Below are 13,905 nucleotides of genomic sequence, written 5' to 3'. Positions count from 1 at the left end.
GAATATATGAGGCAATTAAAAATTACCAAACAAGTTACCAACCGTGAATCTAAATCATTAGACAAATACCTACAAGACATTAGTAAGTTACCAATGATCACAGCCGAAGAAGAAGTTGAACTCGCTCAACGTATAAAAGAAGGTGATCAAGCTGCTTTAGACAAACTCACGACTGCCAACTTACGTTTTGTGGTTTCAGTTGCTAAACAATATCAAAATCAAGGACTAACATTACCAGATTTAATAAATGAAGGCAATGCTGGTTTAGTAAAAGCTGCCAAGCGATTTGATGAAACTAGAGGGTTTAAATTTATTTCTTACGCCGTTTGGTGGATTAGACAAGCAATTTTACAAGCTTTAGCAGAACAATCTCGAATAGTTAGATTACCTTTGAACAAAATTGGTTCGATCAATAAGATCAATAAAGCGTTCTCATTTTTAGAACAAACCCATCAGCGTCCTCCTAGTGCTCAAGAAATAGCACATGAATTAGATATGACTGTTTCTGAAGTAAAACAATCTTTGAAGAATTCGGGAAGACATTTATCAATGGATGCGCCATTGAAAGAAGGCGAAACATCTAGTTTGTATGATGTTGTTAAATCTGGTGAATCACCAAATCCTGATAGAGATTTGATGAAAGAGTCATTAAACGTTGAAATTAATAGAGCATTAGACACGCTATCTCAAAAAGAGAGTGATGTGATTCGATTAAATTTTGGATTAAGTAATGAGCCACCTATGACCTTAGATGAAATTGGAGCTACATTTGACCTAACTAGAGAGCGTGTAAGACAAATTAGAGAAAAAGGAATCAAGCGTTTACGCCAAGATTCAAAAAGTAAAATATTAAAAACCTATTTAGGATAATCGATAACAATTAAAATAATTAGATGATTAAAATACTAGTTAAAGAAGGAGAAAGCATCGAACGTGCTTTAAAACGTTACAAAAGAAAACACAGAAACGTTAAAACAATGCAGAACATTCGTGAAAATCAATTTTTCACTAAGCCATCTGTAAAAAGAAGACGAGAAATTCAAAAAGCTTCATATATTCAAGGTCTTAGAGACCAAGAAGATATTTAATATACTCATTATCAATAAAATAATAGCACACCTCTACTAAGAAGTGTGCTTTTTTATGTCTTATCTGTAAGCTTTTAAAGTTAGACTCTACAAAGTCAGTATGGTGATTTTATATTTAATACTTGGTATTATAGCTAGTATTATTGGTGCTCTACCGTTAGGCGCATCAAACATAGCTGTCATAAATACAACCATAAAGCAAAACGCAAAGCAAGCCTTTAAAATTGCAGTCACTGCTGGAATTGCCGAAGTGATACTATCTTACTATGCTTTGCATTGTAATATGGTCGTTAAAGATTTTTTTGATCATAATAAATGGCTCCAAATTATAATAGTTATTGCATTGATGGCAGTTGGCAGCTATCTATTCTTCAAGAAAAAGAAAAAAGAAAGCACAGCAATTTCAAAACAAAAAAAGACATCAAAATACATAACTGGTTTTGTATTAGGCATTTTGAACCCTCCAGTACTTATCTATTGGATAGTTGCTTTTGGTATTATTAACAACAATAATTTAATGCTGTCGTTACAATCGCCATTAATCGTCTTATTCTTGTTTTTTGCTGGCGTATATTTTGGTAAACTATTCACACTTTACATTTATAGTAGATTTAGTGTTGCTATAAAGAATAAAGTACAAAACATTACTTTAGTCATCAATAAAGTTACTGGTATTTTATTACTTTTAATTGGATTGGTTCAAGCAATTAAGTTAAGCTTTTAAAGAATTGTCAACTTTACCACCAAGCCTTCATTTGCTCTTATATTGAAGACCCTGTCATCTTCAAAAATGAGATATTGTCCTTTTACTCCAACTAGCTTTCCAGTATATTCTTGTTCCTTTTGAATATTTAAACTATTAGGTTTTTCTGGGTAATGTATTACAGGAAATTCTAAATTGGTTTCTGTATTTGAAGCGATATAATAATCTTGTGCTTCTTCAGGAATATATGCTTTAAGTCGTTCTCGCCATTCAACTAAATTTTCATCTTCAACATCATTTTTAAGCATTTTTCTCCAATTGGTTTTATCTGCAACTTGTGCTTTAAGAGCAACCTCTGTAATTCCTGCTAGGTACCGATTTGGCACTTCAACAATTTCTATGGCTTCATGAGCACCTTGATCTATCCATCTTGTCGGTACCTGACTTTTTCTAGTAACACCAACTTTAACGTTACTTGAATTAGCAAGATAAACGATATGCGGTTGTAACTGTACTTTCTTTTCATAGTCTAGATCGCGATCCTCTTTACCCAAATGTGCGGTAGATAGTTCTGGTCGCATGATCCAATCTCCAGCTTGAGGAATATCAAAAAAATCCTCTTTACAAAAGCCTTGACGATAAATAGGCTTATCTAAGCCACACTTTAAACATTGGTATTTTACAAACTCTAAAGTAATTAACTTATTGAGTAACTGATTCATATTCAAGAAATCATTCTCAAGCACTAGATAATATTGAATTGGATGAGCAAACTCGGTTTCCATTTTTGTCAAAACACCTTGATAAAACATATAAAAAAAAGTATTATTTTTAAAGAATAAAGATACTATAAAAATGCCTATCCCTTTAGTTAATTCCATTGCATCTTGGTTCTTAAAAAAACGATTTCATCAGATAGAATTGTTTTTAAAGTATCCTAATGAAGTACAAAACGAATTGCTTTTCCAACTGCTATCAAAGGCTAAGGAAACAGAAATCGGCAAACAATACGACTTTAATTCAATTAAGAATTACCAAACATTTTCTGAGCGCATTCCTATCTCTTCTTATGAGGATTATCAAGATGTTATTGAGCGCTCAAGAAAAGGTGAGCATAACATTTTTTGGCCAAACCCTATTAAATGGTTTGCTAAATCAAGTGGAACTACCAACGCCAAAAGTAAATTTATTCCCGTAAGTAGTGAGTCTTTAGAAGATTGTCATTATGCAGCAAGTAAAGATTTATTATGCATGTACCTCAATAATAATGAAGATTCACAATTGTTTACTGGGAAAAGTTTGCGCCTAGGAGGAAGCAAAGAACTATATGAAGAAAACGGAACTGTATTTGGTGATCTTTCTGCAATACTCATAGACAATATGCCGTTTTGGGCTGAATTTAGTAGTACACCTAGTAATCGCGTGTCTTTAATGAGCGATTGGGAAATTAAAATGCAAGCCATTGTTGAAGAAACCATAAATGAAAATGTAACCAGTCTCGCAGGTGTACCATCTTGGATGTTAGTACTACTTAACAATGTTTTGGATGCTACTGGAAAAGACAGTTTATTTGACATTTGGCCAAACCTAGAAGTCTATTTTCATGGTGGCGTAAGTTTTATTCCGTATGTAGATCAGTACAAGGCTATTCTACCAAAAGACAATTTTAAATATTATGAGATTTATAATGCTTCTGAAGGCTTTTTTGCTATTCAAGACCAAAATAATAGTAGTGAATTATTACTGATGCTCGACTACGGCATTTTTTATGAGTTTATCCCAATGGGAACATATGGCACCAACTCTGAAAAAATAATTCCTTTAAGTGAAGTGGAAATAGGTGTTAATTATGCTGTTATTATTACTACCAATGCAGGTCTTTGGCGCTATAAAATTGGAGACACTGTAAGGTTTACTTCTACTAATCCTTATAGAATTAAAATTTCTGGAAGAACCAAACATCATATTAATGTTTTTGGTGAAGAGTTAATTATAGAAAATGCAGAAGACGCTCTTAGCATGGTATGTAAAACAACCAATGCCGAGATTGTAGATTACACAGCAGCTCCAATTTTTATGAAAGGGAAAGAAAAAGGGACACATGAGTGGCTTATTGAATTTAAAACAGCGCCTAAAGATATTACGCAATTCAATAATTTATTGGACGATGCATTACAATCATTAAATTCTGATTACGAAGCTAAACGTTATAACAACATGACACTTAATATGCCTAAAGTACATATTGCAAGAGAACGTTTATTTTATGATTGGCTAAAACAACACAACAAACTTGGAGGTCAACATAAAATTCCTCGTTTATCAAACAATCGCGAATATATTGATGAATTATTAAAACTAAACACTGCTACAAGCTCTTTTAGTCGATAAAATCTGTGAAATTTCTATTTTTGTCGGAAAAATCGCTTCTTAATCTAATAAAATAGTTTTATTGAACTATTTCAATATTGATAAACTAACTTTATAATATTATTAATCCTAAATCCCTCTTGTTATGAGAACCCTTATCCTCATGGCCTTTACCTTACTTTTTAGTGTGGTATCAGCTCCAACCGTTTCTAAAACCAATTCTAAAACCAAAACATCTGATCGCATAGATAAGTACAATAAAAGTGGGCTTGAATTTTATGTACACGACATCTCTGTAAACACAAAATATACTGAGTATGCGGCGACAACATTTAGGAATAAACTAATTATGGTTTCGTCTAAAAAAATTGGAGGTCTTGGAAATGGAATAGATAAAAATACAAATGAACCCTTTACCGAATTATTTTGCTTAGACATTGATGGTCATGGTAACATCTCTAACCCATTATTGTTTTCAAGAATTATAAACACCAAAGCTAATGAAGGTCAGGTTAGTTTTTCTCCTGATGAAAAGACGATGTATTTCACTAGAAGCACTAGAGAGAATTCTAAAAATTACAAATTATACAAAACATCTTTAAAAGAAAATTCAAATGGAAACTGGATTAATGAACAAGAGCTTCCAATAAGTAATGATAAGTACTCTATTGAAAACCCTCATGTAACTCGTGATGGCAAATTATTATATTTTTCTTCAAACATGCCAGGATCGATTGGAGGTTATGACATTTATGTAGCTAAAATCAAAGCAGATGGTTCTATTGGTGAACCTCAAAATCTAGGAACAACCATTAATACCTTAAAAGATGAAAAGTTCCCATATACTTCAACAGACTCCAAGAAATTATTCATTTCTTCTAATGGTCACGAAACCATAGGTGGTTTTGATATATTTGTAAGTTCAATTGTAAATAAAAATTACAAATCGCCAAGAAACTTAGGGGCTGAAGTTAATTCAACAAATGATGAAATAGCTTTTGTTTTCATAGATAAAGATACTGGGTTTTTCTCTTCAAACAAAAAAGATGGTTTAGGTAGTTTTGATTTGTATCGATTTAAAGCTAATGCAATATATCAACAATTACAGGGCATTGTAGTGAGTGATAAAAATCAACCTCTTTCAAATGCTACTGTTGTATTACTTGATGAAGAAGGAAACGAAATTGAAAGACAGACCACTGATATAGACGCACACTATAGTTTTAAGGTAAAAGCCTTTGAAAACTATTCTGTAAAAGCGCTTAAAGAAGGTTTTAATAATTTTGAATTTGCATTCACTTCCCAAAAAACTAGCGAAAATGTGTACAGAGCGATTGTAACCTTAACCTCAAAAGAGGTTAAAGAAGAGGTAGATGTTGCAAAGAAAAAATAGATTATCGATGAACAGCATCAGAATTTTACCACATAACGAGTATTTAATTCTCTTTATCCAAAACTACTAGATGTCGTTTTTAATCTCAATTAATTGCAACTATATTTACGACAAAGAAATAAAAAATACCTTTTCTAAAAGTTAAAAATATTGTTATAGCAATATTAGTTTTTAAATCCAGATAAATAAAAACCACTCTAAAAAAGAGTGGTTTTGTTTTTTACGTTCAATTAAAACTTATGAAACAGCTTTTAACTTTTTCAACGTTGTTTTTTCCAACTTACTTTCTGCATACGATTTAGTAACATTAAGCTTTTTATCATTACTACTCGGCAATTCAAACATAGCATCTGTTAGGATTTCTTCGCATAACGAACGCAAACCTCTTGCGCCTAACTTATATTCAATAGCCTTGTTAACTATAAAATCTAGAGCTCCATCTGTAATTGAAAATTCAATCTCATCCATCTGAAACAACTTCTTATATTGTTTAATAATAGCATTTTTAGGCTCAGTTAATATTGCTCTGAGTGTTTTGGCATCTAAAGGATCCATGAATGTTAATACTGGTAGACGACCAATGATTTCAGGAATTAAACCAAAATCTTTTAAGTCTTTAGGTATAATGTATTGTAATAGGTTGTCAGAATCTAATGATGCTCCATCCTTAACAGCTTTATAACCTATTGCAGCAAGATTTAATCGCTTAGATATTTTACGCTCAATACCATCAAAGGCTCCTCCAGCTATAAATAAAATGTTCTCGGTATTTACTTCAATGAACTTTTGATCTGGGTGTTTCCTTCCTCCTTTAGGTGGTACATTAACTGTGGTTCCTTCTAATAACTTCAACAAGGCTTGTTGAACACCCTCACCAGACACATCTCTTGTAATAGATGGGTTATCACTTTTACGAGCAATTTTATCGATTTCATCAATAAAAACAATACCTTTTTCAGCTTTCTCCAAACTATAATCTGCAGCTTGTAATAAACGGGTTAAAATACTTTCTACATCTTCTCCTACATAACCAGCTTCAGTTAAGACTGTAGCATCAACAATAGCTAGAGGCACGTTAAGCATTCTAGCAACTGTTTTGGCCATGAGTGTCTTTCCTGTTCCTGTTTGCCCAACCATGATAATGTTACTTTTTTGAATCTCAATATCATCATCACTTGGTGGTTGTAATAAACGCTTGTAGTGATTATAGACTGCAACAGACATCACTTTTTTAGTATACTCTTGACCAATGATATATTCGTCAAGAAAGGCCTTTATCTGTTGAGGTTTTCTTAACATTAATTCAGTTGATAGCTCAGCATTATCAGTCTGTTTAGACTCTTCTAAAACAATACCATGCGCTTGCTCAATACAACGATCACAAATATGCGCATCTAATCCTGCAATCAATAAATTGGTTTCAGGCTTTTTCCTACCACAAAACGAGCATTCTAGTTCTTCCTTTGCCATACATTTCAATTAAACTTAATCATTCAAGAGAATGCATTAAGTATATTATTTGTTTAACCTCTTGATAGTACCTCGTCTATCATTCCATATTCTTTAGCTTTGTCTGCTTTCATCCAATAATCACGATCACTGTCTTCATAAATTTTGTCGTAATCTTGCCCTGAATGTTTACTAATGATTTGATACAACTCTTCTTTAAGCGTTAAAATTTCACGTGCCGTAATCTCTATGTCACTAGCTTGACCTTGAGCTCCTCCTAATGGTTGGTGAATCATCACACGAGAATGTGTTAATCCGCTTCGTTTTCCTTTTTCTCCAGCACATAATAACACTGCTCCCATTGAGGCTGCCATACCTGTACAAATCGTTGCTACATCTGGCTTTATTAGTTGCATTGTATCATAAATTCCCAAACCCGCATATACACTTCCACCAGGCGAATTAATATAGATTTGAATATCTTTAGAAGCGTCTGTACTTTCTAAGAATAACAATTGTGCTTGAATAATATTTGCGACTTGGTCATTGATTCCCATACCAAGAAATATAATTCGATCCATCATTAACCTTGAAAACACATCCATTGCAACAGCATTCATCTGACGTTCTTCAATGATATTTGGAGTTAAAGCTGTTGGGTACATGCTACTAATAATCTTATCGTAATATGTACTACTTATTCCTTGATCTTTTATTGCGAATTTTTCAAATTCTTTTCCGTAATCCATAGATTTTTCTTAAATCATTTATTGTGAAACAAAAAGCGTAAGACCATACAGTCTTACGCTCAAATATACTAATTTATAATGTATTTACTTAGCTGTAAAACTCTTTTACAAAATCGTCGTAAGTTATCTCTTTTGTCTTTAAGTTTGCTTCTGCTTTGTAAAGGTTTAACAATTTTTGGCTCATCAATTGTTCAGATAAACGTTTAACCTCATCTTTATTAGATAGAATACGTGTAGCAATGCCATCTAACTCTTCATCAGAAGGGTTCATTTGCCCAAACTGTGCCATTTGTGCTTTAATCATCTCTCTAGCATGAGCCTTAAGGTCATCAAAAGTAACTTGTAGACCATGTTTTTCAATTAACTTACCTTCTATTAACTGATAACGCATGCTCTTTTCAGACTTTTCATACTCTTCTTTAGCTTGATCTGCATCCATTACTTCTTCGCCAGCAGTTTGCATCCATTTTTGTAAAAATGCAGCAGGTAAATCAAATTTTGTGCTCTCTACTAAATATTCAGTAACATCATTTAATAGTTTCTGATCGCCTTGTTGTCCAAATTGCTTTTCAGAATCTATCTTTATCTTTTCTTTCAACTCTGTTACAGAAGTCACTTCTCCTTTTCCAAAGAGCTTGTCAAACAATTCTTGATCAAGATCTGCCAATTCTCTAGTATTAATTTCATTGATTGTGAAATTAACTTCTATATCTAAACCATGAGCATCATCATGTGATATTTTCAAGAAAGTCATTAGATCGTGATCATCGTTAAATAACTTCTTTGTTTTTAATGTAATTACATCACCAATCTTAGCACCAATGAATTGCTTCTCAGTAGTTTTACCTTTGAATTTATCTAAAGTGATTGTTGTAGAGTTATTGATTCCTTTCTCTTCATTTTCAAATACACCTGTGATTTCAGAATCTTTAGCAACTGTATCTTGAGAAATAATCTTACCGTATTGCTTTCTGATATGCTCAACTTGACTGTCTAGCATTTTATCATCGGCTACAATATTATAATGCGTGATTGTTTTTTTTCCTTTTAATTTCACTTCAAATTCTGGAGCTAAACCTAACTCAAATTCGAAAGTAAATGCATCAGCATCCCAATCTAGATCATCTTGTGGCTTAGGTAACGGGTTTCCTAAGACATCCAATTTCTCTTCAGTTAAATACTTATTAAGCGCATCTTGTAATAACTTATTCACCTCATCTACTAGAACTGCTTTACCGTATTGCTTCTTCACCATGGTCATAGGCACGTGTCCTTTTCTAAACCCAGGAATATTTGCCGATTTACGATAATCGCTTAATATTTTTTCAACTTTATCGCTGTAATCTTCTTTTGCGATATCTACTTTTACCACTGCATTTAATGCATCAATGTCTTCTCTTGTAATATTCATTGCTTATCTAATATGAAAATTGGGCTGCAAAAATACGATATTTTTTACAACCCAACAATATTTTAAGTTACTGTATTTGAGACTATTTTTTATCTTCTTTTAAAAATGAATACGCAATAGATTGTGATATTGATAATAGAATACTAAACAGTAGTGCCGTAAAGAAACCACTAACACCAAAACCATCAATAAACTTATCTGCTAATAAAATAATGCAAGCATTAATAACCAATAAAAACAAACCAAGAGTGACAATGGTTATTGGTATGGTTAAAATAATAAGTATGGGTTTTAAAATAGCATTCAGTAATGCCAATACAACTGCTACAATTATTGCTGCAGTAAAACCACTTACAGCTACACCAGGTAAAAAATGTGCTAGCAATACAACAATAGCTGCTGTTATTAAAAGTCTTAAAATGAGATTCATTCGTTTGAGGTTTTAAGTTTTACTAAATTTACGCTTTTTATTGCACTTGAAAAAGAATAGGTAATGAGTAAGGCACAATAACTTCTTTTCCTCTTTGTAATCCTGGTGATAATTGTGGTAATAGATTAACAACACGAATGGCCTCGGCCTCAAGTTTTGGATGTGGAGCTCTAGCACGTGCTTCTATAACATTTCCAGATTTATCAATTTTAAACATCACATAAATTCTTTGTCTTCCTGAAAGATTCAAATCGTAAGCTAGATCTATATTGAATGTCACATTTACAAAACGTGCAATTTTATCGCTCATACAAAATTTCTTGGCCCTATTACCAATAAAATCTTCACAACCTGGATACACAGGTACGTTTTCTAAAACACCATCTGGAACTTGAGTTGGAGTTAACATAAAGTTCATCTCTGGTTCACTAGCAATTCCAGCTTTAAATTTAATCTTTTCTACTTTTTTACCATCAGCATTGTAGCGAATCCATGTTTTATTGAACATATCATTTTCATAATAACCCTTCCACTTTAGAAGTCCGTTTTCTGTAAAATGTTTTTCTTCACCATTCTTTTTATTTTCAGATATCTTACCTTCTATTTTGAGCGTCCCATTTTCATAGTAGTTTTTATAGGTGCCGTTTCGATAACCATTTACATAATCGACCTTCCATTCAATAGCATTACCATTATTGTAATATTGTATCCATGTTCCTGAAAGCTGATAATCTAGATAATTTGATTCAACCTTTAAGGTTTTATCTTTTCGGTATTCTTTATAATAGCCATCCTTTAGCATTTGTTCATAAAACAATTCTCCAGTTTTATAATAACCGAGAGTGACATGTCTACCATCTCTTTTTTCAGTTTTACTTTTTACATTTCCATTTTCATAATACCAAATGGCTTCTTTATCTTGTTTACCATCTGTATAACTATATTCGCGACGTATTTGTCCGCTCTCGTAATAATCTTTCCAACTACCAATAGGCTTTTTGTCTGAATATTGTCCTTCAGTTTTAAGTTGTCCATTGCTATAATAGTCTTTAAATTCTCGAGTATCTTGTGTCAAAACTATTTGACAACAAAATAAATAAGCAGCTATGGTTAATATTAATTTCATATCTAATCAATTATTTAGTTTGTAATAAACGTAATAACGGCCTGGTAAAAATCACTTGGGTTTTCGGCATGAAGCCAATGCCCAGCATTACTTATCGTTTTAATTGTTGCCAATGGAAAATGTTGTTTGATTAAGGCTTCATCGGCAGACATAACATACTCACTTTTATCACCTCTTAGGAATAGGGTTGGGCTTTCAAATTTTGAATGTACAGGTAACGCTTCTCCAACTTCATGAACGTTGTCTTTTAATACTTCAAGATTAATTCGAAGCGCCAATTGTCCTTTATCTACCCAGTAAAGGTTTTTTAATAAAAAAAGTCGGGTTCCAACTTCAGGCACATAGTTAGACAAAACCTTATCTGCGGCGCCTCGACTTTTAATTTCATTGAAGTTCAAAGCGCTCAATCCAGCTAAAATGGCATCGTGATGAATTGGGTAAAAACGCGGACTTATATCTGCAACCAACAATTTAGACACCAATTCTGAATACATTGTAGCAAAAAGCATTGCTGTTTTTCCACCCATAGAATGCCCTAAGAGGATAATATCTTTGAGTTGATGCACATCACAATAGTGCTTTAAGTCATCTGCTAGAACATCATAATTGAATTCAGAATCGTGAAAACTACGACCATGGTTACGCTGATCTACAAGATGAACTTCAAATCCAACTTCACTAAATCTATTTCCTAGTGTTTTCCAGTTATCACTCATACCGAGAAATCCATGAAGTATTATAAACGGTCGACCAGCACCTATTATATTAGAGTGTAATTGCATTATTTTAGTTTATGAAGATACATTTGTACTACATTTTCTATGCCTAGATACAAGCTTTCAGATACTAAAGCGTGACCAATAGACACTTCTAACAATCCAGGAATATTATTTTTGAAGAACTTAATATTATCTAATGATAAATCATGCCCAGCATTGACACCTAATCCTATTTTATTTGACAATTCTGCAGCTTTTGTAAAGGGCTCAATGGCATTTTTGTTACCCAAATTATATTGATGTGCAAAGGTTTCAGTATATAGTTCAATTCGATCTGTTCCAGTTGCTTTAGCACCTTCAATCATTTCTAAAACTGGATCAACAAAGATCGATGTTCTAATACCATTAGATTTAAACTCTGAAACTACCTCAGTTAAAAAATGTTTATACTTCAGTGTATCCCAACCTGCATCTGAAGTTAATGCATCAACCGTATCTGGCACTAAGGTAACTTGCGTAGGCTTTACCTCTAGCACAAGATCTACAAATGATGTTATAGGATTTCCTTCCACATTAAACTCTGTATAAACCACTGATTTTAGATCTCTAGTGTCTTGATATTTAATATGGCGTTCGTCTGGTCTTGGATGAACAGTTACTCCTTCTGCTCCAAAACGTTGTACGTCTTTAGCAAACTGCACCACATTCGGTGTATTGCCACCTCTTGAATTACGCAATGTAGCAATCTTATTAATATTTACGCTTAACTTGGTCATTTGTTCAAATTTCTATAGCAAAAATACAAAGTACTTAATGCTTTTTGTGGTTATTTTTAATTAATTTGCATAGAATATACATTGTAATTATGCCTTTACAAGAATACATTATAAGCGATATTAAACCACTTAGCATTGATGACAAGGTGAGTGACCTACAGATGTTATTTAATGAATTGACCTATTCGCATATTCCAATTCAAAATAATGGCACTTATCTCGGTTGCATTTCTGAAACAGATGCACATTGTTTTGATGGCAAAAGAACCATTGCAGACTGTAATTATGCTATAGAAGGCTTCTTTGTAAGATCTCACACAAATTGGTTAGATGTTCTCGAAACATTTGCTCAAAACTCTTGTAATATTATGCCTGTTCTGAGTAGTAAGAATGTGTATTTGGGTTATTACGAACTCAATGACATTATTGGTCTATTTAATGATACGCCTTTCTTTTCTGAACCAGGAGGAATTCTAATTATTGAAAAAGGTATTCAAGACTATTCATTTAGTGAAATTAGCCAAATCGTTGAATCTAATGATGCAAAAATTTTAGGCGCATTTGTTTCAAAGCTTGAAAGTGATGTTGTTCAGATCACTTTGAAAATAGGAAATTCTGGCCTTAATGATGTGATTCAAACATTTAGAAGATATAGTTATAACATTGTTTCTGGTCATGAAGAAGACACCTATGTAGAGAACTTAAAAGAACGCTCAGAATATCTTAAAAAATATTTAGACATTTAAAAGATTCATCATTTTACAGATACCATAGATGAAAATAGCAATATACGGTCAATATTATCACAATAATACCCAAGAAAGCATTGAGCGTCTTTTAGATATTCTGTTGCAAAAAAAAGTTGATGTTTGTATTGAAAATGATTTTTTTAATATTATTAAGCATGAGAGTGAAACCTTTTCAAGATTTGATGCATTTAATACTTTTGAAACCTTAGACAACTCTTACTCTTTATTAATAAGTATTGGTGGTGATGGAACCATCTTAAGAGCTATAACTTACGTTAGAGACTTATTAATTCCAATTGTTGGAATTAATACAGGTCGATTGGGCTTTTTAGCTACAATTCAAACCAATCAAATTAAAGCTGCCATTGAAGATATTTTAAATGGCAACTACAAAACCTCCGAACGCACATTACTTAGTGTTACAACTAATCCAATTAATACAGACCTAGAAGAAACAAATTTTGCGCTTAACGAAATTGCTGTTAGCAGAAAAAATACAACCTCGATGATTACGGTTGAAACAAATTTAAATAGTGAATATTTAACATCGTATTGGGCTGATGGACTTATATTATCTACTCCTACTGGCTCAACTGGGTATTCGCTTAGCTGTGGTGGACCAGTAATTACTCCAGACACAAATAGTCTTGTATTAACACCTATAGCACCTCATAATTTGAATGCAAGACCTTTAGTAATCCCTGACGATACAGAAATACAATTAAAGATTGACGGTCGGGAAGAACATTATTTAATATCTCTCGATTCTAGAATTGCTACACTACACAATTCAACTGTTGTTACTATAAAAAAGGCTAAATTTAAAATCAAAATGGTAGAACTCCTAAAAGAAAGTTTTATTGATACCCTCAGAAAAAAGATGCTTTGGGGTGAAGACAGGCGAAACTAAACAATAAAATCCTACAAAAACTGTTTATCTGT

General features: G+C 32.6%; 15 protein-coding genes. 7 read left to right on the top strand and 8 right to left on the bottom strand.

Features of this window, described 5'->3' with window-relative positions; all coding sequences use genetic code 11:
* Window positions 1–6: 6 nt before the first annotated feature.
* From Q0876_RS09495 to Q0876_RS09485, 3 genes are all read left to right on the top strand, one after another.
* Window positions 7–870 (top strand): RNA polymerase sigma factor RpoD/SigA, encoded by an 864-nt coding sequence (locus tag Q0876_RS09495; RefSeq protein ID WP_299226831.1) that lies wholly within the window; start codon window positions 7–9, stop codon window positions 868–870.
* A 23-nt stretch (window positions 871–893) separates the two neighbouring features.
* Window positions 894–1,088: a 30S ribosomal protein S21 gene (gene rpsU / locus Q0876_RS09490; RefSeq protein ID WP_299226829.1), complete on the top strand. Its 195-nt coding sequence runs from the start codon at window positions 894–896 to the stop codon at window positions 1,086–1,088.
* A 100-nt stretch (window positions 1,089–1,188) separates the two neighbouring features.
* The gene (locus Q0876_RS09485; RefSeq protein ID WP_299226826.1) at window positions 1,189–1,812 is read left to right on the top strand and encodes a LysE family transporter; all 624 of its coding nucleotides are present in this window, start codon (window positions 1,189–1,191) and stop codon (window positions 1,810–1,812) included.
* On the opposite strand, the gene Q0876_RS09480 is transcribed toward Q0876_RS09485, so the two are convergent.
* Window positions 1,809–2,603: a DUF2797 domain-containing protein gene (locus tag Q0876_RS09480; RefSeq protein ID WP_299227696.1), complete on the bottom strand. Its 795-nt coding sequence runs from the start codon at window positions 2,601–2,603 to the stop codon at window positions 1,809–1,811. The genes Q0876_RS09485 and Q0876_RS09480 overlap by 4 nt on opposite strands.
* A gap of 43 nt (window positions 2,604–2,646) precedes the next feature.
* Here Q0876_RS09480 and Q0876_RS09475 point away from each other — a divergent pair, with 43 nt between their 5' ends.
* Window positions 2,647–4,182, top strand: a complete 1,536-nt coding sequence (locus Q0876_RS09475) for a GH3 auxin-responsive promoter family protein (protein WP_299226823.1) — start codon at window positions 2,647–2,649, stop codon at window positions 4,180–4,182.
* Window positions 4,183–4,306: 124 nt separating this feature from the next.
* The gene (locus Q0876_RS09470) at window positions 4,307–5,554 is read left to right on the top strand and encodes a carboxypeptidase regulatory-like domain-containing protein (protein WP_299226820.1); all 1,248 of its coding nucleotides are present in this window, start codon (window positions 4,307–4,309) and stop codon (window positions 5,552–5,554) included.
* A 237-nt stretch (window positions 5,555–5,791) separates the two neighbouring features.
* On the opposite strand, the gene clpX is transcribed toward Q0876_RS09470, so the two are convergent.
* The 7 genes from clpX to Q0876_RS09435 form a co-directional block, all read right to left on the bottom strand.
* Window positions 5,792–7,024, bottom strand: a complete 1,233-nt coding sequence (gene clpX, locus Q0876_RS09465; RefSeq protein ID WP_299226817.1) for an ATP-dependent Clp protease ATP-binding subunit ClpX — start codon at window positions 7,022–7,024, stop codon at window positions 5,792–5,794.
* Between the two features lie 53 nt (window positions 7,025–7,077).
* Entirely contained in the window at window positions 7,078–7,752 is a 675-nt protein-coding gene (clpP, locus tag Q0876_RS09460) for an ATP-dependent Clp endopeptidase proteolytic subunit ClpP (protein WP_299226814.1), read from the bottom strand.
* Between the two features lie 88 nt (window positions 7,753–7,840).
* Window positions 7,841–9,163 carry a trigger factor gene (gene tig / locus Q0876_RS09455; RefSeq protein ID WP_299226811.1) on the bottom strand — a complete coding sequence of 441 codons (1,323 nt, stop codon included), beginning with the start codon at window positions 9,161–9,163 and terminating at the stop codon, window positions 7,841–7,843.
* 82 nt (window positions 9,164–9,245) lie between these two features.
* Window positions 9,246–9,593, bottom strand: coding sequence for a phage holin family protein (locus Q0876_RS09450; RefSeq protein ID WP_299226808.1), 348 nt, complete (start codon window positions 9,591–9,593; stop codon window positions 9,246–9,248).
* Between the two features lie 37 nt (window positions 9,594–9,630).
* Entirely contained in the window at window positions 9,631–10,719 is a 1,089-nt protein-coding gene (locus Q0876_RS09445; protein ID WP_299226804.1) for an energy transducer TonB, read from the bottom strand.
* 14 nt (window positions 10,720–10,733) lie between these two features.
* The gene (locus Q0876_RS09440; protein ID WP_299226801.1) at window positions 10,734–11,501 is read right to left on the bottom strand and encodes an alpha/beta fold hydrolase; all 768 of its coding nucleotides are present in this window, start codon (window positions 11,499–11,501) and stop codon (window positions 10,734–10,736) included.
* Complete coding sequence (locus Q0876_RS09435; protein ID WP_299226798.1) at window positions 11,501–12,214, bottom strand: pyridoxine 5'-phosphate synthase; 714 nt, start codon at window positions 12,212–12,214, stop codon at window positions 11,501–11,503. The genes Q0876_RS09440 and Q0876_RS09435 overlap by 1 nt, the downstream gene beginning before the upstream one ends.
* Before the next feature lie 89 nt (window positions 12,215–12,303).
* On the opposite strand from Q0876_RS09435, the gene Q0876_RS09430 reads away from it, so the two are divergent.
* The gene (locus Q0876_RS09430; RefSeq protein WP_299226795.1) at window positions 12,304–12,960 is read left to right on the top strand and encodes an acetoin utilization protein acuB; all 657 of its coding nucleotides are present in this window, start codon (window positions 12,304–12,306) and stop codon (window positions 12,958–12,960) included.
* 28 nt (window positions 12,961–12,988) lie between these two features.
* Window positions 12,989–13,873, top strand: coding sequence for an NAD kinase (locus Q0876_RS09425; protein ID WP_299226792.1), 885 nt, complete (start codon window positions 12,989–12,991; stop codon window positions 13,871–13,873).
* Window positions 13,874–13,905 lie beyond the last annotated feature (32 nt).

It is taken from the genome of uncultured Psychroserpens sp. (assembly GCF_947503375.1).
In the GTDB taxonomy this organism is placed as follows: Bacteria; Bacteroidota; Bacteroidia; order Flavobacteriales; family Flavobacteriaceae; genus Psychroserpens.
The sequence above is the reverse complement of the archived record's forward strand: the minus strand, read 5'-3'. Positions and strand labels throughout refer to the sequence as shown.

What these genes read in the sequence shown, in the direction of transcription:
- Q0876_RS09495 (WP_299226831.1), top strand. Translation starts at nt 7, where the DNA reads ATGAGGCAATTAAAAATTACCAAACAAGTTACCAACCGTGAATCTAAA.
- rpsU (WP_299226829.1), top strand. Translation starts at nt 894, where the DNA reads ATGATTAAAATACTAGTTAAAGAAGGAGAAAGCATCGAACGTGCTTTA.
- Q0876_RS09485 (WP_299226826.1), top strand. Translation starts at nt 1,189, where the DNA reads ATGGTGATTTTATATTTAATACTTGGTATTATAGCTAGTATTATTGGT.
- Q0876_RS09480 (WP_299227696.1), bottom strand. Translation starts at nt 2,603, where the DNA reads ATGTTTTATCAAGGTGTTTTGACAAAAATGGAAACCGAGTTTGCTCAT.
- Q0876_RS09475 (WP_299226823.1), top strand. Translation starts at nt 2,647, where the DNA reads ATGCCTATCCCTTTAGTTAATTCCATTGCATCTTGGTTCTTAAAAAAA.
- Q0876_RS09470 (WP_299226820.1), top strand. Translation starts at nt 4,307, where the DNA reads ATGAGAACCCTTATCCTCATGGCCTTTACCTTACTTTTTAGTGTGGTA.
- clpX (WP_299226817.1), bottom strand. Translation starts at nt 7,024, where the DNA reads ATGGCAAAGGAAGAACTAGAATGCTCGTTTTGTGGTAGGAAAAAGCCT.
- clpP (WP_299226814.1), bottom strand. Translation starts at nt 7,752, where the DNA reads ATGGATTACGGAAAAGAATTTGAAAAATTCGCAATAAAAGATCAAGGA.
- tig (WP_299226811.1), bottom strand. Translation starts at nt 9,163, where the DNA reads ATGAATATTACAAGAGAAGACATTGATGCATTAAATGCAGTGGTAAAA.
- Q0876_RS09450 (WP_299226808.1), bottom strand. Translation starts at nt 9,593, where the DNA reads ATGAATCTCATTTTAAGACTTTTAATAACAGCAGCTATTGTTGTATTG.
- Q0876_RS09445 (WP_299226804.1), bottom strand. Translation starts at nt 10,719, where the DNA reads ATGAAATTAATATTAACCATAGCTGCTTATTTATTTTGTTGTCAAATA.
- Q0876_RS09440 (WP_299226801.1), bottom strand. Translation starts at nt 11,501, where the DNA reads ATGCAATTACACTCTAATATAATAGGTGCTGGTCGACCGTTTATAATA.
- Q0876_RS09435 (WP_299226798.1), bottom strand. Translation starts at nt 12,214, where the DNA reads ATGACCAAGTTAAGCGTAAATATTAATAAGATTGCTACATTGCGTAAT.
- Q0876_RS09430 (WP_299226795.1), top strand. Translation starts at nt 12,304, where the DNA reads ATGCCTTTACAAGAATACATTATAAGCGATATTAAACCACTTAGCATT.
- Q0876_RS09425 (WP_299226792.1), top strand. Translation starts at nt 12,989, where the DNA reads ATGAAAATAGCAATATACGGTCAATATTATCACAATAATACCCAAGAA.